The following is a 24,514-nucleotide window of genomic DNA, read 5'->3' on the forward strand; positions in this document are numbered from 1 at the left end:
GGACGGCGAGATTTTTGCCACCTCCGATTGCAGCAGGCGCGTCCACAATCTGTCACGTCTGCACCTGAATTTTGGCACAGTCGTACCATCTAAACGACGCAGCCCGACGTAAGACAGAACAGGACGGTCATCGCAGTGCCTCGGATCAGTGAACTCCACTACTCAAACGCCTACGCCCGAAACTCGGGCGTGTCCGAGTTTTTGGAAGTGGCACTTGGTCCTTCGGACGACCCGGCAGATTTTGTGGTTGGCTTTTATCAGGCAGACGGCAGTCTTGGCATTGAAGTGCGTCTCGATGACCCGCGTGTGGTCCGATCCGTTGATCCTGACAATGGCGAAGTGATCTTTGTTCTGTCGGCGGACAATCTGCCGATCTTACTGACCGATCCGGATGGCGGCGGGGCGGACAACTACGAAGCTTACGCGCTGACCAACACCGCGACGGGCGATGTGCTGGATTTCTACGACATTGGGGGTGGAACGCAGAACATCACGGCGCAAGGCGGGGCAGCGTCCGGTGCCGTGTCAGAGAACCTGGCTGTTGTCGTTGGTCCCAACGCCACAACAACCTCGATCCAGTTTAATCAGCCGAATCCTGACCAGATCTCATACGGGACAACAAGTGCGGGCGACACGGGCATCGCCTGTTTCGCTGCAGGCACCATGATCGACACACCTGATGGACAGCGTGACGTGGCTGCATTGAACGCAGGCGATACGGTGCTGACACTTGATCATGGTCCCATGCCGCTGCTCTGGTGCGGGCAGCGTACGGTCGCGGGAACCGGGCGGTTTGCGCCCGTCGAATTTGCACCCGGCGCGCTAGGGGCGACGTGCAGGCTGCGCGTCTCGCCACAGCATCGGGTCTTGATCCGGGGATGGCAGTCGGAGTTGTACTTTGGCGCCGACGAAATCCTGGTCCCGGCCAAGGCGCTGGTCAATGGGTCAACCGTGGTGCAGCGTGAGGTATCGCAGGTCACTTATGTACATTTGTTGTTCGAGTGCCATCAGATTGTGCGCAGCAACGGGCTGTGGAGCGAAAGCTATTTGCCGTCATGCCCAGACGCGTGCCCATGGAATCGCGAAGCGGAGGCGGAGTTGCTGGCGCTTTTCCCTGAGCTGCAGTCGCTTGCAGGCTTTGTTACGGCGCGCCCTTCCTATCCTGTCCGTCTGGGATCGCTCCTCAACGTCGCCTGATCTTGCCATCCTGCCGCGTTGTGGTAGCAGGGCAGCGAATGAAGGAGCACGTCATGGACGATCTCAAATCCAAGTACCTGACCCAGATCGCCGATGCCGCCGATGAAGCGGTGCTGGAAGACATCCGTATCGCCGCTGTGGGCAAGAAGGGCGAAGTCGCGTTGAAGATGCGCGAGCTGGGCAAGATGACCGCCGAAGAGCGTCAGGTGGCGGGCCCCGCGCTCAACGCGCTCAAGTCCGAGATCAACAGCGCGCTTGCCGCGAAGAAAGCGGCGCTCGCAGATGCGGCGCTTGATGAGCGGCTGCGGTCCGAATGGCTGGACGTCACCTTGCCGACCCGCACGCAACGTCGCGGTACGATCCACCCGATCAGCCAGGTCAGCGAAGAAGTCACGGCCATCTTCGCCGAAATGGGCTTTTCCGTCGCCGAAGGGCCGCGTATCGACACCGACTGGTACAACTTCGACGCCCTGAACATCCCCGGCCACCACCCCGCACGAGCCGAGATGGACACGTTCTACATGCACCGGGCCGAGGGCGACAATCGCCCGCCCCACGTGCTGCGCACTCACACCTCGCCGGTGCAGATCCGGTCGATGGAGGCCACTGGCGCTCCCACCCGGATCATCTGCCCCGGTGGTGTCTACCGCGCCGACTACGACCAGACGCATACGCCGATGTTCCATCAGGTCGAGGGCCTCGCCATCGACAAGGACATCTCGATGGCGAACCTGAAATGGGTGCTGGAAGAGTTCGTGAAATCCTATTTCGAAGTGGATGGCGTCGACCTGCGCTTCCGAGCCTCGCACTTCCCTTTCACCGAACCCTCGGCCGAGGTCGACATCCGCTGCTCCTGGGAAGGCGGCACGCTGAAAGTGGGCGAGGGCGACGACTGGCTCGAAATCCTCGGCTCCGGTATGGTGCACCCCAAGGTGCTGGAAGCGGGCGGGATCGACCCCACCGAATGGCAGGGCTTTGCCTTCGGCATGGGCATCGACCGGATCGCGATGCTGAAATACGGCGTGCCTGACCTGCGCGCCTTCTTCGACAGCGACCTGCGCTGGCTGCGGCACTACGGCTTTGCAGCGCTGGACGTGCCGACGCTGCATGGCGGGTTGAGCCGGTAAACCCGGCCCAATCCTTCCCTGTTTTGAAAAAATCCCCCCCGGAGGGCCGCTCGGCCAACAACGCCGACCGCTTGCCCTATTGTGTGGTCCGACTATCTCTGCCGCATGCGCAAATGGCTCGTTCTCACCCTCGTCACTCTGATCGTGATCGCCCACATTTTCCTGTGGCGCTCGGATATGCCGACGCATCTCAAATTGACCTTCACCATCATCAACGCGACAGGCTGGACCATCGTGCTGGCCCCTATCCTGCTGATCGACCGCTGGCTGGAGGCGATCCAGCGGCGCAATGGCGACGACCACGACAATGTGACGTGACATGCGGATCTGAATGGCTAGCGTGCGTCGGATGATAAGTCGACTTGCTATTGCCGCGCTGCTCAGCGTACTGCCAGCCCTCACCACCGCCCAGACCCAACGCGAGACCTGCCATATCGGCGTCCCCTGCGCGTTGGGCGACCGGTCCTACCATGTGCGTGAGCCCGACGGCTGGGACGGCACCAGCCCGATGCCGCTCCTCATCCACTTCCACGGCTGGCAGCGCACCGGCGCGTTACCGGTCCAGCACCAACGCATTTCTGACGCCACCCAAAGACGCGGGGTGCTGTTGATCGCCCCGAACGGCCTGCGCAAGACATGGAACATGTGGTCGGCAGAGACCGAGGATGTACAATTCGCAGCGGACGTCCTCGCCGATGTCGCCGCGCGATATCCCGTCGACCCCGACAACATCTTTCTGTCGGGCTATTCCTATGGCTCCATCATGGCCTGGCGGGTGGCCTGTGATCGAGGCGCCGACCTGAATATCCGTGCGCTTCTGGGCATCTCCGGCACGATCAATCTGTCGGAAGACTGCGCTCAGGCGCCGGGCGAGGCGCGACATGTGCATGGGCTCAAGGACAACGTGCTCGACTATCCCTACGGCCCTGATGGCGACACGACCTACCCCGTGTCGCTCTGGCGCGACCGGTTGGATTGCTCCGACACGCAAACCGACCTTGGCGACTGGTCACAGGTCGATTTCCTGACCCTCACGCGCACCGAATGGCAGGACTGCGCGGGCGGCATCAAGGTCACGCTCGACACCCATCCGGGCGGGCATTTCATCCCCCATGGCTGGATCGCCCGGCAGTTGGATGAGCTTCTGGGCCGTGCGCCCGCCTATCCCTGACCGAACAGGGCGGACGACACGTCCGCCTTACGCGCGACACCTCGTAAGGCGGAGGTGCCCTCCGCCCCTCCCACGCTTGCACCTTGGGCCGAACTTTGCCATTGCAGGTCCGGTACTGGACTGCAGGGGATGCTCCCATGAAATTCACGCTCAGCTGGCTCAAGCAGCACCTCGACACCATGGCTTCGGTGGACGAGATCACCTATGCGCTGACCGACCTTGGCCTTGAGGTCGAAGGGGTTGAGGACCGTGGGGCGAAGCTGGCCGACTTTACCATCGGCAAGGTGCTGAGCGCGGAAAAACACCCCGACGCGGACCGCCTGCGCGTGTGCCAGGTGGCCACGGACGAGGGCAAGAAGCAGATCATCTGCGGCGCCCCCAACGCCCGCGAGGGCATCACCGTCGTCGTGGCAAAGCCCGGCGTCTACGTCCCCGGCATCGACACCACCATCGGCGTGGGCAAAATCCGCGGGATAGAAAGCTTCGGCATGATGGCCTCGGAACGCGAGATGGAGCTGTCGGACGAACATGACGGCATCATCGAACTGCCCTCGGGCGAAGTCGGCGATCGTTTCGTCGACTGGCTGGCCGAGAACGACCCGGCCAAGGTCGACCCGGTGATCGAGATCGCCATCACCCCCAACCGCCCAGATGCGTTGGGCGTGCGTGGCATCGCGCGCGATCTGGCGGCGCGGGGTCTGGGCAAGATGCGCCCAAACCCGGTGCCGGAGGTCGAGGGGGCCTTTGTCTCCGACATCACGGTCAGCATTGATGACGACACGCGCGATGGCTGCCCCGTCTTCTTCGGCCGCCTGATCCGGGGGGTGCAGAACGGCCCAGGCCCGGCGTGGCTGCAGGACCGCCTGCGCGCCATCGGCCTGCGCCCGATTTCCTTCCTTGTCGATGTGACCAACTACTTCACCTACGATCTGAACCGCCCGCTACACGTCTTTGATGCCGACAAGGTCGCGGGCAACCTGCGCGTGCACCGTGCCAAGGGCGGCGAGGAAATCGCGGCGCTGGACGAGAAAACCTACACCTTCCAGCCCGGTCAGATGATCATCTCTGACGACAATGGCCCGGAAAGCATTGCCGGTGTGATGGGTGGGGCCGAAACCGGCTGTACCGAAGAGACGGTGAACGTCTTTGTCGAAAGTGCCTACTGGGATCCGATCCAGATCGCCTATACGGGCCGCGCGCTCAAGATCAACTCGGACGCGCGCTACCGCTTTGAACGGGGCGTCGATCCGGCCTTCACGCCCGTGGGGCTGGACCATGCCTGCGCGATGATCCTCGACCATGCAGGCGGGACTGCCTCCAGCATGATTAGCGCGGGTGCCATCCCCGACACCAGCCGCGCCTACCGACTGAACGCGGCGCGGGTGCAAAGCCTTGTTGGCATGGAGATCCATGAAAGCGAACAGCGCCAGACGTTGACCGCGTTGGGCTTCAAGCTCGAAGGGGATATGGCCCACGTGCCAAGCTGGCGCCCCGATGTGATGGGAGAGGCCGATCTGGTCGAGGAAGTGGCGCGTGTCGCCTCCCTGACCAGGCTGAAGGGCAAACCCTTGCCCCGCCTGACGGCGGGCGTGCCGAAGCCCGTCATGACTGTCAAGCAACGCCGCGAACAGATCGCGCGCCGGACAGCGGCAGCGCTCGGGTACAACGAATGCGTGACCTACAGCTTCATTGATCAGGCCTCGGCCAAGTTGTTCGGCGGTGGTGACGATGCCACGATGCTGGAGAACCCGATCTCCAGCGACATGAGCCACATGCGCCCAGCGCTGTTGCCCGGTCTGTTGCAGGCCGCGGCGCGCAATCAGGCGCGCGGCTTTGCTGATCTGGCGCTGTTCGAGGTTGGCCCGGCTTTCGATGGCGGAGAACCGGGGGAACAGCACCTGCTCGTCTCTGGCCTGCTCGTGGGTCGCACCGGACCCAAGGACGTGCACGGCGCGTCCCGTCCCGTCGATGTCTATGACGTTAAGGCAGATGCTGAGGCGATCCTCTCTGCCATCGGCGCACCCGCCAAGGTACAGATCATGCGCGGTGCGGACGCGTGGTGGCACCCTGGTCGCCACGGCAAGATTTGCCTCGGCCCGAAGAAAGTGCTGGGCATCTTTGGCGAATTGCACCCCCGCGTGCTTGAGGCGATGGATGTCAAAGGGCCGGCCATGGCGTTCACCCTCTGGCCTGCCGAAGTGCCACTGCCGCGCAAGGCCGGTGCCAACAAGGGCGCGCTGGAGATCAGCGACCTGCAGGCGGTCGAGCGTGACTTTGCCTTTGTCGTCGATGCCGAGGTCGAGGCGCTGACCCTCGTGAACGCGGCCATGGGCGCTGACAAGGCGCTGATCGAAGATGTGCGCATCTTTGACGAGTTCATCGGCGGCTCTTTGGGCGAAGGCAAGAAGTCCCTCGCTCTGACCGTGCGCTTGCAGCCGAAGGATGCGACGCTCAAGGACGCGGATATCGAGGCCGTCGCGCAGAAGGTGGTCGAGAAGGTCACCAAGGCCACGGGCGGCACGCTGCGCGGGTAATATCGGCCCCCGGGGGGGGGCAGCCCCCCGGACCTCCCGGAGTTTATCTGGCAAGATGAAGGGCTGGATCAGCTCTCTGCCAACATGTCTGCAAGCAGGTCAAACACCAGCCTGATGCGTTTGCTGGTGTGTAGGTCGCGATGCGTGACGAGCCAGACGGGGAAGGTCAGGTCGGTCTCGCCATCCAGTAGCCGCACGGCATCGTCGAATTGCGCCGCGATGTGGTCTGACATCGGAAACAGGCCAAATCCCTTGCGCATCATCTCCCATGTGGTGATCCCGCTGGTGGAGCCTGTGCGCAGGTTTTCCCGCGTGACCGGGATGCCCCGGTCTGCCATGGCCGCGATGAACCGATCATCGTCTGCCATGCTGATGAAGTCATGGTCTTTCAGCGCGTTAACGGTCGCAGGCATACCGCGCCGCGCAACATAGTCCTTTGACGCATAGAGATGTGCCGATGCGTCGTTGATCTTGCGCGCGATCAAGTCAGGCTCGGTCGGGCGCACATGGCGGATGGCAATATCCGCTTCGCGCTTGAGGATGTCGCGGATGTCATTGGCCGCGATAACATCGACCCGCAGGCGTGGCGCGAGACCGCGCAGTTTCAGCAGGGTATCCGGCAGCACATAGGCACTCATCATGTCGGATGCCGTGACACGGATTGTGCCGTCGAGCCCCTGTGTGCGACCCTGCGCGATGACGCCGATGCGCTGGGCCGCGTCCCCCATCTTGCGCGCCTCGACCAGCAGGTCGCGCCCGGCATCCGTCAGGGTCATGGACCGGGCGGTGCGTTCGAACAGCGCGAGGCGCAATTCCTCCTCCAGCGCCGCGACCTGTCGTCCGATCGTGGGTTGCGTCAGCCCCAGTCGCCGCGCGGCAGCGGAGAGCGATCCGCTTTCCGCCGTGGCGAGGAATGCGCGCAGATGTGTCCAGTCGAAACCTTTGTCCATGCAAATTTGTATATATGCCCTGCGCATAAGGTCAATTTTACGACGGTATCACTTGCCGTATATGCATGTGCGAAGGAGATAGACATGCAGACCAAAGCGCAATTCTGGGACCGGATCGCGGTCAAATACGCCGCGCAGCCGATAAGTGACCCCGACGCCTACGCCCAGACACTCGAACGGGTGTCGTCATACCTGAAGCCGACAGACCGCGTTCTGGAACTCGGATGCGGCACCGGCAGCACGGCCCTGACGCTCGCGGAACATGCCGGGTCGATCCTCGCCACGGACTATTCCGAAGGCATGATCGCGCAGGCCACAGCGAAGATGGGAGTGGACAATGTCCGGTTCCTGCAAGCCGACGTTTTCAGCCCGGATTTGCAGGACGGCTCATATGACGTTGTGATGGCCTTCAACCTGTTTCACTTGGTGGTGGATGTCGACGCGGCGATGGCGCGGGTTCATGACCTGCTGGCACCCGGCGGGCTCTTCATCATCAAATCGCCCTGCATTGGCGAGCGGTCGCTCGGGTTCAAGTTCGGCCTGTTGAAGCGGCTCATTCCGCTGATGCAGCTGGTGGGCAAGGCACCCTACGTGCGCTTTGACACCATCGCCGATGTGGATGCGCGGATCACTCGAGCAGGCTTTGAAATCAATGAAACGGGCAACTACCCCATGCGCCCGCCCAATCATTTCGTGGTGGCGCGTCGGAGCTGAGCCTTGTTTTCGCGCGCTCAAAGCGCAGGTTAGGTGGAACGAAGGCAAGAGGGAAAGACGCGATGCTCAATGTGTATTTGTCCGGTGAAATTCACACCGATTGGCGCGAACAGATCATCGCGGGCGCGCAGGGGCTCGACGTCACCTTTTCCGCGCCAGTGACCGACCATGCCGCCAGCGACGATTGTGGTGTGGCGATCCTTGGATCTGAGGACCAAAAGTACTGGCACGACCACAAGGGTGCTATGGTGAACGCGATCCGCACCCGCAAGGGGATTGCGGATGCTGATGTGGTCGTCGTGCGCTTTGGTGAGCAGTACAAGCAGTGGAATGCCGCCTTTGACGCAGGCTATGCTGCGGCGCTCGGCAAGTCGCTGATCATTCTGCACGGGCCGGATCATGCCCACGCGCTGAAGGAAGTCGATGCCGCGGCACTGGCTGTCGCCGAAGAGCCTGGGCAGGTGGTTGAGATCTTGCGTTATGTGCTGACCGGATCCTTGCCCGAATAGGTCGGTCGTGTGGTACTGTTCCGGGCCTGTGGCCCGAAATGCGCCCACCCGCCGACCCAGGGTCACGCTTGTGGCGTGCCCGGTGCGCGCCTAGCCTCCCGAGAAAGGGGAGGCGCATATGAAATTCGATTACGTCATTGTGGGCGGAGGATCGGCGGGCTGCGTGATGGCTTCACGGTTCAGCGAAGATGCCTCTGTGTCCGTCTGCCTGATCGAAGCGGGCGGGGCTGGGCGCGATATATTCGTGCGTGCGCCGGCACTGGTGGCCGGCATGATCTCGGGTCGACCCAAGATCAACAACTGGGCCTTTCACACCGAACCACAGTCCGAGCTGAACGGGCGGTGCGGGTTCCAGCCGCGCGGGCGGACGCTGGGTGGCTCCAGCGCGATCAACGCCATGCTCTACGTCCGGGGCCACCGGAAGGATTATGACGAATGGGCTGATCTGGGGGCCGAGGGGTGGGACTGGGACAGCGTGCTGCCTTACTTCAAGCTGTCAGAGGGTAATGCGCGTGGAGCGGATGACCTGCATGGGGCGGAGGGACCCTTGCAGGTGGCCGAACAATCTGAACCGCGCCCGATTGCCCATGCTTTTGTCGAGGCTGCGGCCCAGCAGCAGGTGCGCGTGACGGACGATTTCAACGGGCCGCGACAGGAAGGTGTCGGGCTGTATCAGGTGACACAGCATCATACTGGCCCGGCCCGTGGCGAACGGTGTTCTGCGGCTGCGGCATACCTGCCCGCCCCAGTGCAGGCGCGCAGCAACCTGACCATCCTGACCCGTGCCATGGCGCAGAAGGTCGAGATGGATGGAACCCGGGCCACCGGCGTGCGGATCAAGCATCAGGGCAAGGTCAAACTGGTACAGGCGACGCGCGAGGTTATCCTGTCCGGTGGTGCGTTCGGGTCGCCGCAGTTGCTGATGTTGTCGGGCATTGGTGCGCGGGATGAATTGGCGCAGCACGGTATCGACGTGGTCCATGATCTGCCCGGTGTTGGTCAGAACTTGCAAGATCATCTGGACTACATCTTCAGCTATCACTCGAAACGGGACGATGTGGTGGGGTTGAACCCCTCCGGCCTGATGGCGCTGGCCAAGGCCGGGTTGCAGTGGCGCAAGGATGGGACGGGGCTGTTCGCCTCGCCCTTTGCCGAAGGCGGTGCGTTCCTGCGCTCTGATCCGTCCGTGGATCGGCCCGATCTGCAATTGCATTTCGTCGTCGGGATCGTCGACCAGCACATGCGCAAGATCCATACGAAGTTCGGCTATTCCTGCCATGTTTGCGTGCTGCGCCCGCACAGCCGGGGGCATGTCGGCTTGCAGTCCCCCGATCCCGCAGCCCCTCCCCGCATTGATCCCGGGTATCTCACCGACAGGCGTGACCTGGAGTTGATGATGAAAGGCGCGCGGCAGATGGAGGCGATCCTGACCGCGCCGCCGCTCGATCCGTGGCGGGGCAAACAGCTTTATGCCCATGACGGCAGCGATGCGGCGCTTGAGGCGGATATCCGGGCGCGGGCGGATACGATCTATCACCCAGTTGGCACTTGCCGGATGGGGCAGGACGACATGGCTGTGGCAGACCCGGCGGGTCGCGTGCATGGGACCGAGGGCCTGCGGGTGGTGGATGCGTCGCTGATGCCGCGGCTTTTGGGTGGGAACACGAATGCCCCCACCATCATGATGGCTGAAAAGATCAGCGCCGGGATGCGCGCCGCCTGATCCGAAGGACGCCTGCGGCGACGATACTGTTTGATTGGGGCTCTGCCCCAAACCCCGAGGTATTTGGCCAGAAGAAGGGATCAGGGGCGGGGTGGGATGTTCTTGGCCTTGTCCACCGCGGGGCGGGCGTAGAAGCGGTCGAGATAGGCGATCAGGTTTTTGTGATTGTCCCAGCCGACCAGGTCCCGTGTGCCATAGAAGTTCAGGGCGTTCAGCCATGGGGCGATGGCGATGTCTGCAATGGAATACTGGCCGGTGATCCAGTCCTTGCCGTCAAGTTCCTTTTCCAGAACGGCGAGTAGGCGCTTGCCCTCGTCCACGTAGCGTTGCTGTGGGCGTTTGTCCTCCCACTGGCTGCCTGCGAATTTCACGAAGAAGCCCAGTTGCCCCAGCATGGGACCAAGGCCCCCCATCTGGAACATCAGCCATTGGATCACCTTGGCCTTGTCCGTTGCTGTGTCGCCCATCAGCTTGCCGGACTTTTCGGCCAGATAGATCAGGATCGCGCCGCTTTCGAACAGGCCCACGGGGGTGCCGTCGGGGCCGTTCGGGTCGATGATCGCGGGGATCTTGTTGTTGGGGTTCAGTGACAGGAATTCGGGGCTTTTGACGTCCGCATCTGCCAGCGTGACCAGATGCGCCTCATAAGGTATCTGCATCTCTTCCAGCGCGATGGACACCTTCACCCCATTGGGCGTCGGAAAGGAAAAGAGTTGCAGAACGGACGGGTCCTTGGGTCTCCATTTCTGCGTGATCGGAAAAGCGCTGAGGTCAGCCATGGGTCATCTCCTTGAAGCAATGGATCGGACATAGGCGAAATTCCCCCTCAAAATAGTCTTTGCCCTGTGAGGAGATGTGTTAACCAATGTTCGCGCACGCACCAAAGAACAACATAAAGCGTGCGAGAGCCAACAAGGGACTAGATATGCTAAACGAGTTCAAAGACTTCATCGCCAAGGGCAATGTCATGGACATGGCCGTCGGGATCATCATCGGCGCGGCCTTTACCGCCATCGTCACATCGTTGGTGGGTGATCTGATCAACCCGATCATCGGCCTCTTCACCGGTGGTCTGGATTTCACCAACAACTATGCCGTTCTGGCGGGTGACGTGGCCGCAGGTGCGTCGCTGGAAGCCGCACGCGAAGCCGGGGCGGCTGTCTTTGCCTATGGTGCGTTCCTTATGGCGGTCATCAACTTCCTGATCATCGCCTTCGTGGTGTTCATGCTGGTGCGCTATGTGAACAAGGTCAAAGCGATGGCTGAGCAGCCGAAAGAGGAAGCGCCCGCCGAAGAACCGGGTCCAAGCGAGTTGGACATCCTGATCGAGATCCGCGATCAGCTTGCCAAGTAGGCCTAGGCCAGCCCTATGAAAGCACCGCCGCCCATACGCCATGGGCGGCGGTTTTGCAGTTACTGTTTCAGCGCAAGGCTGGGTGCGATCACGTCGATCCCCAGCGCCTTGCCCACCGCGAAATAGGTCAGCTTGCCCGCATGCACGTTGAGGCCCGCCATCAAATGCGGGTCATCGGCACAGGCCTCCCGCCATCCCTTGTCGGCCAGTGCCAGCATAAACGGCATCGTGGCGTTGCCCAACGCGATGGTCGATGTGCGCGCTACGGCGCCCGGCATGTTGGCCACGCAGTAGTGCATGATCCCATCCACGTCGTAGATCGGATCGTCATGGGTCGTCGCGCGGGACGTTTCAAAGCAGCCGCCCTGGTCGATGGCCACGTCGACAATGGCCGCGCCGGGCTTCATGGTCGACAGTTGCGCGCGGGTCACCAGCTTGGGTGCTGCGGCACCGGGGATCAGCACCGCGCCAACCACCATGTCCGCCTCGGCCACCAGCTCGGCCGTGTTGCCTGCGCTGGCAAAGCTGGTCTTGAACACGCCGGAGAACGTGTCGTCCAGATAGCGCATCCGGGGCAGGGACCGGTCCAGCACCGTCACATCCGCGCCCATGCCAGCGGCCACCCGTGCCGCATGGGTGCCCACAACGCCGCCGCCAATAACGACCACGCGAGCCGGGCTCACACCGGGTACACCGCCCATTAACACGCCGCGCCCGCCATTGGCCTTTTGCAGCGTCCACGCGCCTACTTGGGGCGCCAGACGGCCCGCCACTTCGGACATGGGCGCAAGCAGCGGCAAACCACCCGACGAATCCGTCACCGTCTCATAGGCGATGGCCGTGCAGCCGGATGCCAGCAGGTCATGCGTCTGCTCCGGGTCCGGTGCCAGATGCAGGTAGGTGAACAGCAACTGCCCCTCGCGCAACATCTTGCGCTCAACCGCCTGCGGCTCCTTCACCTTCACGATCATGTCGGCGGTGGCAAAGACCTCCTCTGCTGTGTCCACGACCACGGCACCGGCCTCGACGTAGTCATGGTCGGTAAAACCTGCGCCCTGACCGGCACCGGCCTGCAGCGTCACGCGGTGACCATGCGCTACCGCTTCGCGTGCTGCGTTGGGCGTCAACCCGACCCGGTATTCCTGTGGTTTGATCTCTGTTGGGCATCCGATGTGCATGGCTGATCCTCCTTTGCATGATCGCATCGTGGCGCATTTCGCTTGCAATCGGACACCGGAAATGGCTCGTCTAGGGGCATGTTGATCGAAGAACTTTGCGTGTATGTTCCTCTTAGGCGAAGGAATCTGCGTACATGACCCTTGATTCAACAGATCGGCGTATCCTGTCGGCCCTGCAGAAGCAGGGCCGCATGTCCAATGCCGATCTCAGTGAGCGCGTACATCTGTCGCCGTCGGCCTGTCACCGCCGCGTGCAACGGCTCGAACAGACGGGGTACATTCGGGACTATGTTGCCCTGCTGGACGCGCGCAAGATGGGCGTGCCGACTACTGTTTTTGTTGAGATCACGCTGCAAGGGCAGGCGGACGAAGTGCTAGACGCGTTTGAAAAAGCCGTGGCACGCATTCCCGATGTCCTTGAATGCCACCTGATGGCCGGAACAGCCGATTACATCCTCAAGGTCGTGGCCGAAGACACCGAAGATTTTGCCCGCATCCATCGGCAATACCTTGCGCGTTTGCCCGGCGTGGCACAGATGCAATCAAGCTTCGCGCTTAGAACAGTCTTTAAAACAACGGCCCTTCCTGTGTGACGGACCGGCCAATTTCCGCTCACTGAAATCAAATTCGTCACATGACAGTGATGTTCGTGGTGCACTCACACGCGGGGCGTGAATCGCCTCCATCCAAATACTAGGGAGTTCACGATGAAAGACGCAGATATTCAGGATCTGTCCTTTGACGACTGGGACGAGCTGAAATTTCCACGCAAAACGACGCAGGACTTTGACGAAGTAGTCGAGCGCGCCATCTCGCGCCGGGGTTTTCTGGGCAGCGTGCTGGCCTTTGGCTCGGGTGCTGCGGTGATGGGCACCGGCATGCTCAAGGGCACGACCGCCGTGGCGGGTCAGACGTCCCGCTTTGCCTTTGAACAGCTTCCTCCGCAAACCGATGGCACAGTTCACGTGCCCGACGGGTACAACTGGAACACGCTGGTCCGCTGGGGCGATCCGCTCTTTTCCGACGCGCCCGAATTCGACGCCGCCACAGGCATCCCAACCGAAGGGTCCGACCGTGTCTTCGGCGAAAACACCGACGGGATGGAGCTGTTCCATATCGGCGGCACCGAACTGCTTGTTGTGAACAGCGAATACCCCAACCCCAAGATCAACCTGGCCGTGGAACAGGAAGGCGCGTCCATGTCCGCCGACGACGTGGTGCGCTTGCAGAACTTCCAGGGCGTCAGCGTCATGGAAGTCACCGAAGGTGAAAACGGCTGGGAAGTCGTGGTCGACAGCCCCTACAACCGCCGCATCCACCACCGCACGCCCATGGTCATCGACGGCCCCGCCGCAGGCCACGACCTGCTGAAAACCGACGATGATCCAACCGGCACCGCCTCGCTTGGCACGTTCAACAACTGTGGCTCGGGCCGCACGCCGTGGGGCACCTACCTGACCTGCGAAGAGAACTTCAACGGTTATTTCGGCACCACCGAAGAGCTGTCTCTGGACGAGGTACACGCAGCCAGCTTCAAACGCTACGGCGTGAACACGGATGTCGAACCGGGCCGCTACAACTATCACAGCTTTGATCCGCGCTTCGACATCTCGAAAAACCCGAACGAGCCGCACCGCGCGGGCTACATCGTGGAAATCGACCCGTGGAACCCGGACAGCACGCCTGTCAAGCACACCGCTCTGGGCCGCTTCAAGCACGAAAATGCCGCCTATGCGCTGGCGCCCGATGGCCGTGTAGTCGTCTATATGGGCGACGATGAACGTGGCGAATACATGTACAAATGGGTCAGCCGCGACGTCTATGTCCCTGGCGGTGACACCTCGACCCTGCTGAGCGAGGGGCAATTGCATGTGGCCAAGTTCAACGACGATGGTACTGGCATCTGGCTTGCCCTGACGCCGGAAGACACCGGCATGACCGAGGCGGAAATCTCCGTCTTTACCCGGATGGCGGGCACAGCGGTGAGCGCGACCACCATGGACCGCCCCGAATGGATCGCGGTCAACCCGACGGCGGTCGAAGCCTATTGTTGCCTGACCAACAACTCGCGCCGCGGTGCGCTGGACGACGATGGCAACATCCGCACCAACGCGGCGGGCGAACCCATGGTCCCAAACGCCCCGAACCCGCGCGAGGTGAACCGCTACGGCCAGATCGTGCGGTGGCGTCCGCACAATGACGACCACGGCGCCTCGACATTCGATTGGGATCTGTACGTCATGGCGGGCAACCCCACCGTGCACACAGACGGGCCCTATGCAGGGTCGGCCAACATCAACGCGGGCAACCTCTTCAACTCGCCCGACGGGATGCAGATCGACACCACCGGTCTCATCTGGATCCAGACCGACGGTGATGATGACAACGAAGGGGAATTTGCCGGCATGGGCAATAACCAGATGCTGGCGGGTGACCCGGTCACGGGTGAGATTCGCCGCTTCCTGACGGGGCCGAATGGCTGCGAGGTGACGGGCCTGACATGGTCGGCTGACCGCCGGACGATGTTTGTTGGCATCCAGCACCCCGGCTCTCCGTTTCCGGACGGCGAAGGGTCGCTGCCTCGGTCGTCGATCATCGTGGTCAAGCGCGACGACAACGCTTTGGTCGGCTGACGCGAATATCAAAATCGGCGGGCGCGGAAGCGCGCCTGCCTGGGATGGCGCGCTTTTGTAAAGGCGCGCCATCGTCTTTTAGGCAATTGTTCAGAGGTTTCGGCATAAAAGGCGCTCATCTAATTTGGACGATGGGCGATGCGTGTATTTCTGATCATGGCCGTGTTGGGATGTGCGGCCCCGCTGGCAAGTCTAGCTTTTCAACCTGCGCAGCAATCTGATCTGCGGCTGGTCTTTCTGGCGCCTTGGCAGGATGCCGAAACGCTTGCGCGCTCCGCCGGGGGAAGGCTGGTTGGTCCGCAACGCGCAGTTTTAGCTGTCCTTGTTCACACAGACGACCCGGCCCACTTCGATCAGCAGGCGCGGGACCTTGGCGCATTCGGCGTTCTTGATGGCGCGGCCATTGCCGCTTTGTGCGGAGTTGACGTGTGATGGTCGACATTCAGAAATCGCTCGAAAAGTCGCGTCGCACGGCGGCCTATTGGATTCTTGTGGGCTGCGGTGTGATAGGCATACTGATCGGCTTCGCTGGACTGTTGCTGCCGATTGGGTCCATCTGGCCGGGTATGATTTGCCTTGGCTCGGTCGCCTTTGGCTATTGGACGTTTAAGCGACGGCACAGGCACTATTGCATCATCGTTGGCCAAACAGCCGTCGCGCAAGCCATTGGTTTGGTGACGGCGCTCAGTGGTACTGGGTGGCAGGTGGACGGGCATATGCTATTTTTCGCCACGCTTGCAACCCTTGTAGGCCTCGTGCATGTGCCGACCATCATGCTGGCAGCTGCGACGACGGTGCTGCACCACCTGTCGCTGGGCCTTTTTGTGCCGCATCTTGTGTTCCCAAGCGTGAGTTTGATCGAAAATGTCGAGCGTGCCCTCTTTCACGGCACCATTGTTGGGATTGAGGTGCTGGTGCTGACGCTGATCGTCCAGAAAAGGCTGGCAATGACGCGTGAGGTCCACGTGGCGTTTGACGAGGCTGAGTGTGCCTTTGCCGCGGCCGAAGAAGCCAAACAGGCCGCCGAAGCTGCCCAGCATCGTGCAGAGTCAGAGGCGCAAAGGGCGCACGCCGCCCAATCGGAGGCCGAAGCACTTGTCCGCGCGCTTGAGACCGAAAAGGCAGCCCGCGAGCAGGCGATCGCCGCGAGCGCCGCAGCGGACCTGCGGACTGCTGAAGCGCAAAAGATCATGTATGATGCGCAGTCCGTGGTTGTTACGTCTCTCCGCGACGGGCTTGAATACGTTGCGCAGGGCGATCTGTCCTACCGGATTGATGAAGCGTTCCCAGAGGAATACGAACCGCTTCGTCGCGACTTTAACCGGGCCGTCGGCACCCTTGGTGACGTTATTGCCGACGTTATGCACGGCACGACCGATCTGATGCAGCTTGTGGCCACGGTAGAGCGATCCGCGCACGATCTTGCACGCCGCACCGAGGCACAGGTGGCGTCGCTCGAAGTCACCAGTCACGCGGTTGACACGCTGCACGGCGCGGTGCGTGCTTCTACCGAAAACGCACAGGCCACGGCCTCTACCGCGGACAAGGTGCGCAACGACGCTGTGGCTGGTGGTGACATCGTCCGCCGCGCTGTAAGCGCCATGGGCGGGATTGAAACCTCATCCCGTGAAATCGCCAAGATCAACGCGGTTATGGACGGCATCGCATTTCAAACCAATCTGCTCGCGCTCAACGCCGGGGTCGAAGCCGCGAGGGCCGGAGAGGCGGGCCGCGGCTTTTCCGTTGTCGCCTCCGAAGTGCGTGCCTTGTCGCAACGCGCCACCGAAGCGGCGCGCGGAATTTCCGATCTCACGGAAAAAAGCAACGATCAGGTACAGGCAGGCGTGGCACTGGTCACGCAAGCGGGTGACGCACTGCAGGACATTGTCCAATCCGTATCGGGTATGACCAACTCTGTCCAGAAGATCGCGAATGCAACGCGGGCGCAATCCGATCAGTTGAGCGAAGTGAACGTTTCGGTGTCCGAGATTGACCAGGTGGCCCAGGGGAACGCCACCATGTTCGAAAGCACGAACGCCGCTTGCGAAGCGCTGACCAAGGGTATGGAAAAGATGATGGCCAGCCTCGCGCAATTCACCCTATCGCCAATAGCGACACAGGACGAATACGCATCTGCACATATCATACATGCGGCAGAGTAGACGGAAGATTCAGCATAGCTTGTGTTACACAAACAAAAACCCCGCAGCCGGGCGGCTACGGGGTTCTTGAATTCGTCAGCCCAAGCCGAAGTGCTTACAGCAGCCCTTCGCGTTGAGCCTTTTTGCGAGCCAACTTACGGGCCCGCCGGATCGCTTCAGCTTTCTCGCGCGCTTTTTTCTCGGACGGCTTCTCGAAATGTTGCTTCAGCTTCATTTCACGGAACACGCCTTCGCGCTGCAGCTTCTTCTTCAGGGCACGAAGCGCCTGATCGACATTGTTGTCGCGAACACTAACCTGCATGTGGTTGTCACCACCTTTCTAGATAAGAGTTGCAAGGATTTGCAGGAGTTGGCCGTATAACAAGGCCCCTCCGCTTTGTCCAGTGCCGCGCCGGTCCGAGCGCTACGGCCTTAGAACAGGAAGTCTCCGGCCCCGAAGTCGTCAATATCTATGTCGATCAGAACCATTTTGTTGCCATTGAAATCATCAATCACCGCATGGGTTCCAAGCTGTTTCAAATGACCGTCGGATACGAGGTCCCGGAACGAAGTGATGGTCTTCACTTCGCTCAGATCAATGATTTCGCCTGCTTCGCGCCTGTCAAAGTCACGCACGATGTCCCGACCTTCAGAGAAGACAAAGGTATCGCCACCTTCCCCGCCGGTCAGCGTGTCGTCCCCGACACCACCATCTAACTGGTCACGACCACCGCCGCCGTTCAACCGGTCCGCGCCGTCTCCGCCGCTCAGGATGTCGCGCCCGATACCTGCATCCAGCGTATCGCGACCTGCTCCGCCAAACAGCCGGTCGTCTCCGTTGCTGCCCTTTACGAAATCCTGGCCGCTGCCGCCGTACAGATCATCGTCTCCGACACCTCCATAGATGCTGTCATTTGCGTCACCACCATTGATCCGATCATCGCCGCCGTTGCCGCTGATCCGGTCGTTTCCGGACCCGCCAAGCATAACGTCCTTTTGCTGGCCGCCAGACATCCGATCATCGCCCGCTCCGCCATCCACGGTGTCCCGGCCCATGCCGCCAAACAGAATATCGTCGCCGCCGCGCCCGCTGATTGCGTCATTCCCGGCCATGCCGTCCAAACGGTCACTGCCTGTGCTTCCGATCAGGATATCATTGCCGTCGGTGGGCTCCTGCACGGGGGGCGATTGGGGGGCGGACGTGGTGTCCAGTTGAACCGGCGCAGATGTCGCCGCAAATTTTTGCGTAACGTAAACGGCGTCAAACCCGCGGTTGTCGCCGGTTTCGATCCCGATCCCGATCACTTCGAAATCCGGGTTCAGGATATTGGCACGGTGCCCGGCGCTGTTCATCAGTGATGTGTGCAGGTCCGCAACGTCATCGGCAATTCCGGGTGCGCCGCGCTCGGATTGGTATGCGATGTTTTCGCCCCAGGTCCAGTTGCCGGAAAAGACAAAACCGGCATCCTCCATGCGATCACCGGCGCTCGATCCTCCAATGCCGGTGTGACTGAAGGCGCCGGTGTTCTCCATCCAGGCGCTGTGGTCTTCGCTAGCCTCGTTCAGGCGCAGTTCGAGCGTGAGCGGATCAAGGCCCCGCGATGTGCGCTCTTCGTTGATCAGGTCGAGCATCAGTCGTTCAAATTCGCTTGCAACAGACATCTCGTTTCTCTCTCTGGTTGGTCATTATGTGCCACTTCTGTCCGGTGATCTGAGCAGGTCGGCAAGCCGCTTGTTCTTGCGCGGTTAATCGAGCGAAATGGCGCAGAAAACCCGGCCTTTTTGAGGCGGCAAACCGCTGTGCGACCGGTGCAAGAAATGTGTCGGCTGCTAATCGCCAGCGGACACCAAGGCTTCGGGCAAGCTGATGCCTGCAGGCGCGGCCAAGGGACGCGAATTCGAGACGTGACCTTGTCCGACGGGCGGTGCCGCTCTACCGTTCGTGTATGGAAAATACACCCGATGACGTAAAAGCCAGACTGTTGGACGCTGCTTTGCTGCACGTCCCATTCGACGGATGGTCTGAGACCACGCTTAAGGCTGCTGCTGCGGATGCAGATGTAGATATGGCCATGGTCCGAGCGGTTTGTCCGCGCGGTGCCGTGGATCTGGCGCGTGCCTATCACGCGCGCGGCGATGACATCATGGTTGCCCTCTTGAGTTCAGATGATCTGCCCGATCGCTTCCGCGACAAGATCGCTGCGGCCATACGCTTTCGCATTGAGGCAGTTACGGACAAGGAAGCGGTGCGCCGCGGCACAACACTTTTTGCGCTGCCGATGTATGCTGGCGACGGGGCCAAAGCCATCTGGGGCACGGCTGACAGGATCTGGACAGCGCTTGGTGATACGTCCGACGATGTGAACTGGTACACGAAACGCGCTACCCTTTCCGGTGTCTATTCCGCAACTGTGCTTTACTGGCTGGGCGATGACAGCACGGACAATCAGGCGACTTGGGCTTTCCTTGATCGTCGGATTGATGACGTCATGCAGATCGAAAAGGCCAAGGCGCAGGTGAGGGACAGCAAGCTCTTGTCGACCCTCTTCGCCGGTCCCAACTGGGTACTGGATCAGGTTAAGGCACCATCGTCTGCGCCGCGCACGGATATGCCAGGTTCTTGGTCAACCCCGCGCAACTGACCACGCCACAATCGCAGCGATCTGGAGGCCGACAACTGCTAGATTTGTGAGCACCACGGGGCTTGCGACGCCAATGGCGATGACCGTGGCCAGTTTGTAGGTGATCTGCACTGAAAACAGGGCGAAAGTCATTGGCACAGCCCATTTGTGTCCACTTAGATGCAGCGCGATCAAACCCATGCTCACTGCGGCTATGCTAATATACACGCAGGTCAAAATACGACGAGCGGTAGTGTCCTGACCAAAGACGGCGTCTGCCTCGCCCGTCAGTAATCCAAACACCACCGGGACGAGGATCGCGATGTTCAAATACAGCGCTGTAATCAGCATGTGGGTTCCTTTCCGCATGATGACCAAGGTACGGTGCGCAAAAGGAGAGGGATCAGAATGGGTCAGGACATGCGCGCCGTCGAAATCAACGCCCCGGGCGGGCCGGAGGTCTTGCAGCCGGTCACCCGCCCGCGCCCGCGGGCGGGTCACGGACAGGTGGTGATCGAAGTGGCTTGGTCGGGCGTGAACCGCCCCGACGCGCTGCAACGTGCCGGGCTCTACAACCCGCCGCCGGGGGCAAGCGACCTGCCGGGGCTTGAGGCGTCGGGCACCGTGGTCGAGGTCGGCCCGGGGGTCAGCGATCTGACGGTGGGCGATCAGGTCTGCGCCCTTCTGCCCGGTGGCGGTTACGCCGAATACGTCGCAGCACCTGCCGCACATTGCCTGCCCGTGCCTGATGGCATGGGGCTCAAGGAAGCAGCCTGCCTCCCTGAGACATTCTTTACGGTCTGGTCCAACGTGTTCATGCGCGGTGGGCTGAAAGGGGGGGAGCGTTTCCTGGTCCACGGCGGCTCCTCCGGCATTGGCACGACAGCCATCCAGCTTGCCCATCACTTCGGTGCACGGGTCTTTGCCACCGCCGGATCGGATGAAAAATGCGCAGCGTGTCGCGATCTCGGGGCAGAGGTCGCCACCAACTACCGCGACGCTGATTTTGTCGAAGTGCTGAAAGAGCAGGGCGGCGCCAACCTCATCCTATGTATGGTCGGCGGCCCTTACATCCGCCGCAACCTGTCGGCTTTGGCCGATGACGGGCGACTCGTCCAAATCGCCTTCCTGCAGGGACCAAAGGCCGAGGTGAACTTCGCCCCGCTGATGATGCGCCGCTTGACGATGACCGGCAGCACCCTGCGCCCGCAAAGCGATCTGGCCAAGGCGCAGATTGCCCGCGACTTGCGCGAGGCGGTCTGGCCGCTCTTGTCCGCAGGGCGCATCGGACCGGTCATGGATTCGGAGTTTCCTCTGAATGACGCAGCAGCGGCCCATGCCCGCATGGAAACCTCAGGCCATATCGGCAAGATCGTTCTGGAGGTCGCGGGTGGCTAGGCCGTGATCCCAAGGCCGCTTACGCAACGACATGATTAGGGGGCGCTGCCCCCCGTCCTTCGGACTCCCCCGTCGTATTTTCAGTCAGAAGAAACGGAATATTAAGGTTAACGTGCTCTTCTGAGGATACGGTACAGGCTGTCGAGCCGATGGCCGTGTCAGGAGAAGCGTTTGCTTCTCTTCTTCGCCCGCGGTGCTCACGTTGGATGAGTGGCGCGGGCGTTTTTGTTTCTTCTGACTGAAAATACGACCGCCGGAGGCTCCGACGTTGGCAAACAGCCCGCCATCCGATGGTCGTGCGCGCCCTTCCCAACTCGTGCACTTGAATCCTTAAGCGAGTCGAGACATATATGTCTCATGCGAGACACAAGTGTATCAACCGAAGCTCATATCCTCGAAGCCGCCTTTGCCGTGTTCAGCCAGAACCCCGGCGCTTCTCTGGCCGACGTGGCCAAGCACGCAGGCGTCGGCAGGGCGACATTGCATCGCCACTTCTCGGGCCGCGATGACCTGATCGTGGCGCTGACCCTGACGGCAGCGCGCGAACTGGATGAAGCTGTCGAAGAAGCAACAAAAGACTGCCAGACCTACACGCATGCGCTGGAGGTCGCCCTCGGCGTCATCCTCCCCCTCGCGGCCAGGCACATGTTCCTCGCCACCGAACCCGCCCCAAACGATCCGCGCGTGGCCGAAGTCTACGCCAACCAAACCCGCGACCTGGCCCACGACATCGATATGGCCAAGGCCGAGGGCGCCTTTGACCCGCACATCCCAACCGAATGGATCGTGCAGGCCTACGACAACCTGATCTACGCCGGCTGGGCCATGGTGGCCGCGGGCAACGCGACCCCCAAACAGGCCGCTGCACTGGCCTGGCGCACTCTCACACAAGGAACCGGAAAATGACGCCCCAAGCGCTCGAAACCCTTGGCACCCGCATCGACGAAGTCTTCCTCCTGATCGGGGCTGCCATCCTGCTCATCGAACTGGCCGAAGTGCTGTTCAAGGGCAGTCACAAGGGCCGCACGATTGCCGAAATGCTGGTCAGCGCCAGCACGCAGATCCCGTCTATCGCGGTGCAGGTCTTCATCCTGACCGGCGCCTACATTATCTACTACATCCTCGCCGAAGTGGCGCAGCCCTGGCAGATCCCGCTCACATGGTGGGGCATTGCGCTCGCCGTCATCGCCGCCGATTTCACGTATTACTGGGAACACCGCATCGCCCATCAGGTGCGCCTGCTCTGGACGCAACACGCCGTCCACCACTCCTCGCGCGATTACAACATCATCACCGGCATCCGCTTCGGCCCGCTCGAAGGGGTGTGGAACCTGATCATGCACATCCCTTTGGTCTTCCTTGGTTTTTCGCCAGAGATGATCTTTTTCGGTATCATCGTCGTGCTGGCCTACCAGACCTGGATCCATACCGAGGTGATCGGCAAGCTGGGCTGGTTCGACAAGGTCATGAACAGCCCGGCCAACCACCGTGTCCACCACGGCTGTGACGACAAGTATATCGACATGAACTACGGCGGGATCACCGTGATCTGGGACCAACTCTTCGGCACCTATCAGGCCGAAGAAGAGACCCCTCGTTACGGTCTGAAGCGCGATTTCGACAGTCGCAACCCGATCAAGGTCTGGTTCTCCGAACTCCCCGACCTGTGGCACGATGTGACGCGCGCCCGGTCCTGGGGTGAAGCATGGCGCTACATGATGCGCCCGCCGGGCTGGAAGCCGTCAGCGGATCGGGGTGAATAGCGCATCCTTCGCAGTGCAGTCCCGCACCACGTCCTGCCCGCAAGGCACCGGGTCGAGGTCGCGGGACAGGCATATCCGGGCCTCCTGGATATGCCCCTGGCGGCAGGTGATGGTCACACCGTCGGGCTCCATGCCCGGATTGGCCTGCAAGAACGCCTCTTCCACCACGGACGCGGGCAGCTTCACCGTCTTGTCCAGTTTGCGAAACACCTCCGGTCGGACCACGCGGCCATAGGCTTCCCGCGAAAGCGCGTAGTAGGCGGTCGCGGACAGGCCGGAACAAACCCCGTGTTTCTTCCACTGATGCCACGCCAGACCGGATGTTCCCATGATATCCGCCATATCGCGGGTCATGGCTCGGCTAGGCGGACGCTCAGCCGTCTGGCAATACTCCGGCCATCCCCGATGATATTGCGGCCACAGCCCATGCAGGATCCAGCCGTGATCGTGCCGCGCATCGCACTGGTCCGATCCGCGCGCGTCACCTTCATAGGCGCACCAGTTCGGCGACCAGCTCAGGGACAGCACGTAGTAGTCGAATTCGCTGGACCGATCCTGTGCCCAGGCCCCCGTCACCATCACCAGCCACATCAAAACAACACGCATCAGGCTTTCCTTTTCCGTTCCGCCCGACTATATCGACCCGAAGTTCCCCGACAACGGAAACCCGCTCTGACCTCCAGGGCAGCCTATTTCAGGCGACGGGACAGTTATGCATAGGAGCATGTGACAATGGCAAAACCGATCATGGCCAAGGCCACCGCCGTCTGGCTGGTGGACAACACGACGATCAGCTTCAAGCAGATCGCGGACTTTGTTGGCATGCACGAGCTGGAAGTGCAGGGCATCGCCGATGGTGACGTCGCTGCAGGGGTCAAGGGCTTTGATCCCATTGCAAACAACCAACTCACGCAGGAAGAGATCGACAGCGCCGAAGCGAGCCCGCTGCACAAGCTGAAGCTCAAGTTCAACGCCGCTGCTGTGGGTGAAGAAAAGCGTCGCGGCCCCCGCTACACGCCCCTGTCCAAGCGTCAAGACCGTCCCGCAGCGATCTACTGGCTGGTGAAATTCCATCCCGAACTGACCGATGGTCAGATCTCGAAACTCGTGGGCACGACGAAGCCGACGATCCAGTCGATTCGCGAGCGCACGCACTGGAACATTGCCAACATCCAGCCGGTGGACCCGGTGGCACTGGGCCTGACCAAGCAGTCCGAGCTTGACGCCGCCGTGCAAAAGGCAGCTTCGAAGAAAGCCGCTGAAGGCTCTGTCATGTCCGACGACGAGCGCCGCAAGCTTGTGAGCACCGAACAGTCGCTGGGCATGGAAGCCGAGCCCAAGATCCCCACTGCCATCGAAGGGCTCGAGACCTTCTCGCTCGCTGATGATGACGAGGATGACAAGGAAGACGAAAGCACCCTCGTGGATGCCGACAGCTTCTTCAACCTGCCCAAGGGCGGTGGCGAAGACGAAGACGAACAGCCATAAAGTCGGGAACCTT

At 61.4% G+C, this 24,514-nt stretch carries 25 protein-coding genes; 18 read left to right on the forward strand and 7 right to left on the reverse strand.

Annotated elements, in window-relative coordinates; genetic code table 11:
• Positions 1-135 precede the first annotated feature (135 nt).
• The 5 genes from FD715_RS13200 to pheT all read left to right on the forward strand — a co-directional run bounded on the left by FD715_RS13200 (position 136) and on the right by pheT (position 6,029).
• A complete protein-coding gene (locus tag FD715_RS13200) occupies positions 136-1,197 on the forward strand; it encodes a Hint domain-containing protein (RefSeq protein ID WP_147110366.1) in 1,062 nt (353 codons plus the stop codon).
• A 53-nt stretch (positions 1,198-1,250) separates the two neighbouring features.
• Entirely contained in the window at positions 1,251-2,324 is a 1,074-nt protein-coding gene (gene pheS / locus FD715_RS13205) for a phenylalanine--tRNA ligase subunit alpha (protein ID WP_147110368.1), read from the forward strand.
• Between the two features lie 105 nt (positions 2,325-2,429).
• Complete coding sequence (locus FD715_RS13210) at positions 2,430-2,642, forward strand: hypothetical protein (RefSeq protein ID WP_039681976.1); 213 nt, start codon at positions 2,430-2,432, stop codon at positions 2,640-2,642.
• Between the two features lie 31 nt (positions 2,643-2,673).
• Positions 2,674-3,495 carry a PHB depolymerase family esterase gene (locus tag FD715_RS13215; RefSeq protein ID WP_147110370.1) on the forward strand — a complete coding sequence of 274 codons (822 nt, stop codon included), beginning with the start codon at positions 2,674-2,676 and terminating at the stop codon, positions 3,493-3,495.
• Between the two features lie 137 nt (positions 3,496-3,632).
• Complete coding sequence (gene pheT / locus FD715_RS13220) at positions 3,633-6,029, forward strand: phenylalanine--tRNA ligase subunit beta (protein WP_147110373.1); 2,397 nt, start codon at positions 3,633-3,635, stop codon at positions 6,027-6,029.
• A gap of 68 nt (positions 6,030-6,097) precedes the next feature.
• Here pheT and FD715_RS13225 read toward each other — a convergent pair whose 3' ends face one another.
• Complete coding sequence (locus tag FD715_RS13225) at positions 6,098-6,979, reverse strand: LysR family transcriptional regulator (RefSeq protein WP_147110375.1); 882 nt, start codon at positions 6,977-6,979, stop codon at positions 6,098-6,100.
• 84 nt (positions 6,980-7,063) lie between these two features.
• On the opposite strand from FD715_RS13225, the gene FD715_RS13230 reads away from it, so the two are divergent.
• The 3 genes from FD715_RS13230 (at position 7,064) to FD715_RS13240 (ending at position 9,925) form a co-directional block, all read left to right on the forward strand.
• On the forward strand, positions 7,064-7,693 hold the full coding sequence (locus FD715_RS13230) for a class I SAM-dependent methyltransferase (protein WP_147110377.1): 630 nt from the start codon (positions 7,064-7,066) through the stop codon (positions 7,691-7,693).
• Between the two features lie 62 nt (positions 7,694-7,755).
• Positions 7,756-8,202, forward strand: a complete 447-nt coding sequence (locus tag FD715_RS13235; protein ID WP_147110379.1) for a YtoQ family protein — start codon at positions 7,756-7,758, stop codon at positions 8,200-8,202.
• 118 nt (positions 8,203-8,320) lie between these two features.
• On the forward strand, positions 8,321-9,925 hold the full coding sequence (locus tag FD715_RS13240; RefSeq protein WP_147110382.1) for a GMC family oxidoreductase: 1,605 nt from the start codon (positions 8,321-8,323) through the stop codon (positions 9,923-9,925).
• A gap of 80 nt (positions 9,926-10,005) precedes the next feature.
• Here FD715_RS13240 and FD715_RS13245 read toward each other — a convergent pair whose 3' ends face one another.
• Complete coding sequence (locus tag FD715_RS13245; protein WP_147110384.1) at positions 10,006-10,704, reverse strand: glutathione S-transferase family protein; 699 nt, start codon at positions 10,702-10,704, stop codon at positions 10,006-10,008.
• Positions 10,705-10,850: 146 nt separating this feature from the next.
• Here FD715_RS13245 and mscL point away from each other — a divergent pair, with 146 nt between their 5' ends.
• Entirely contained in the window at positions 10,851-11,279 is a 429-nt protein-coding gene (gene mscL, locus FD715_RS13250) for a large conductance mechanosensitive channel protein MscL (RefSeq protein ID WP_147110386.1), read from the forward strand.
• Between the two features lie 59 nt (positions 11,280-11,338).
• Here the strand turns inward: mscL and ald are convergent, their stop codons facing one another.
• Positions 11,339-12,457 carry an alanine dehydrogenase gene (gene ald / locus FD715_RS13255; RefSeq protein ID WP_147110388.1) on the reverse strand — a complete coding sequence of 373 codons (1,119 nt, stop codon included), beginning with the start codon at positions 12,455-12,457 and terminating at the stop codon, positions 11,339-11,341.
• 134 nt (positions 12,458-12,591) lie between these two features.
• On the opposite strand from ald, the gene FD715_RS13260 reads away from it, so the two are divergent.
• The 4 genes from FD715_RS13260 (at position 12,592) to FD715_RS13275 (ending at position 17,252) form a co-directional block, all read left to right on the forward strand.
• The gene (locus FD715_RS13260; RefSeq protein WP_147110390.1) at positions 12,592-13,050 is read left to right on the forward strand and encodes an Lrp/AsnC family transcriptional regulator; all 459 of its coding nucleotides are present in this window, start codon (positions 12,592-12,594) and stop codon (positions 13,048-13,050) included.
• A gap of 114 nt (positions 13,051-13,164) precedes the next feature.
• The gene (locus tag FD715_RS13265) at positions 13,165-15,090 is read left to right on the forward strand and encodes a PhoX family phosphatase (RefSeq protein ID WP_147110392.1); all 1,926 of its coding nucleotides are present in this window, start codon (positions 13,165-13,167) and stop codon (positions 15,088-15,090) included.
• Positions 15,091-15,228: 138 nt separating this feature from the next.
• Entirely contained in the window at positions 15,229-15,522 is a 294-nt protein-coding gene (locus FD715_RS13270) for a hypothetical protein (protein WP_147110394.1), read from the forward strand.
• Complete coding sequence (locus tag FD715_RS13275; RefSeq protein WP_223274890.1) at positions 15,522-17,252, forward strand: methyl-accepting chemotaxis protein; 1,731 nt, start codon at positions 15,522-15,524, stop codon at positions 17,250-17,252. Before FD715_RS13270 ends, FD715_RS13275 begins: the two co-directional genes overlap by 1 nt.
• 94 nt (positions 17,253-17,346) lie before the next feature.
• On the opposite strand, the gene rpsU is transcribed toward FD715_RS13275, so the two are convergent.
• Together rpsU and FD715_RS13285 are read right to left on the reverse strand one after the other, a co-directional pair.
• A complete protein-coding gene (gene rpsU / locus FD715_RS13280) occupies positions 17,347-17,553 on the reverse strand; it encodes a 30S ribosomal protein S21 (RefSeq protein WP_005614280.1) in 207 nt (68 codons plus the stop codon).
• Positions 17,554-17,663: 110 nt separating this feature from the next.
• Positions 17,664-18,893 carry a CAP domain-containing protein gene (locus FD715_RS13285; RefSeq protein WP_147110398.1) on the reverse strand — a complete coding sequence of 410 codons (1,230 nt, stop codon included), beginning with the start codon at positions 18,891-18,893 and terminating at the stop codon, positions 17,664-17,666.
• A 284-nt stretch (positions 18,894-19,177) separates the two neighbouring features.
• Between FD715_RS13285 and FD715_RS13290 the strand changes: the two genes are divergently transcribed.
• Positions 19,178-19,873, forward strand: a complete 696-nt coding sequence (locus FD715_RS13290; RefSeq protein ID WP_147110400.1) for a COQ9 family protein — start codon at positions 19,178-19,180, stop codon at positions 19,871-19,873.
• Here FD715_RS13290 and FD715_RS13295 read toward each other — a convergent pair.
• On the reverse strand, positions 19,856-20,203 hold the full coding sequence (locus tag FD715_RS13295) for a hypothetical protein (RefSeq protein WP_147110402.1): 348 nt from the start codon (positions 20,201-20,203) through the stop codon (positions 19,856-19,858). The two genes, FD715_RS13290 and FD715_RS13295, sit on opposite strands and share 18 nt — an antisense overlap.
• 57 nt (positions 20,204-20,260) lie before the next feature.
• Between FD715_RS13295 and FD715_RS13300 the strand changes: the two genes are divergently transcribed.
• From FD715_RS13300 to FD715_RS13310, 3 genes are all read left to right on the forward strand, one after another.
• Positions 20,261-21,250 (forward strand): NAD(P)H-quinone oxidoreductase, encoded by a 990-nt coding sequence (locus tag FD715_RS13300; RefSeq protein ID WP_147110404.1) that lies wholly within the window; start codon positions 20,261-20,263, stop codon positions 21,248-21,250.
• Positions 21,251-21,607: 357 nt separating this feature from the next.
• Positions 21,608-22,156, forward strand: a complete 549-nt coding sequence (locus FD715_RS13305) for a TetR/AcrR family transcriptional regulator (RefSeq protein ID WP_147110406.1) — start codon at positions 21,608-21,610, stop codon at positions 22,154-22,156.
• On the forward strand, positions 22,153-23,013 hold the full coding sequence (locus FD715_RS13310) for a sterol desaturase family protein (RefSeq protein ID WP_189799489.1): 861 nt from the start codon (positions 22,153-22,155) through the stop codon (positions 23,011-23,013). Before FD715_RS13305 ends, FD715_RS13310 begins: the two co-directional genes overlap by 4 nt.
• Here FD715_RS13310 and FD715_RS13315 read toward each other — a convergent pair.
• Positions 22,993-23,619 carry a ribonuclease T2 gene (locus FD715_RS13315; protein ID WP_147110411.1) on the reverse strand — a complete coding sequence of 209 codons (627 nt, stop codon included), beginning with the start codon at positions 23,617-23,619 and terminating at the stop codon, positions 22,993-22,995. The genes FD715_RS13310 and FD715_RS13315 overlap by 21 nt on opposite strands.
• A gap of 126 nt (positions 23,620-23,745) precedes the next feature.
• Here FD715_RS13315 and FD715_RS13320 point away from each other — a divergent pair, with 126 nt between their 5' ends.
• Positions 23,746-24,501: a DUF1013 domain-containing protein gene (locus FD715_RS13320; RefSeq protein WP_147110413.1), complete on the forward strand. Its 756-nt coding sequence runs from the start codon at positions 23,746-23,748 to the stop codon at positions 24,499-24,501.
• The last annotated feature ends 13 nt before the right edge of the window (positions 24,502-24,514 follow it).

This window comes from Tateyamaria sp. syn59, from assembly GCF_007995245.1.
GTDB lineage: Bacteria > Pseudomonadota > Alphaproteobacteria > Rhodobacterales > Rhodobacteraceae > Tateyamaria.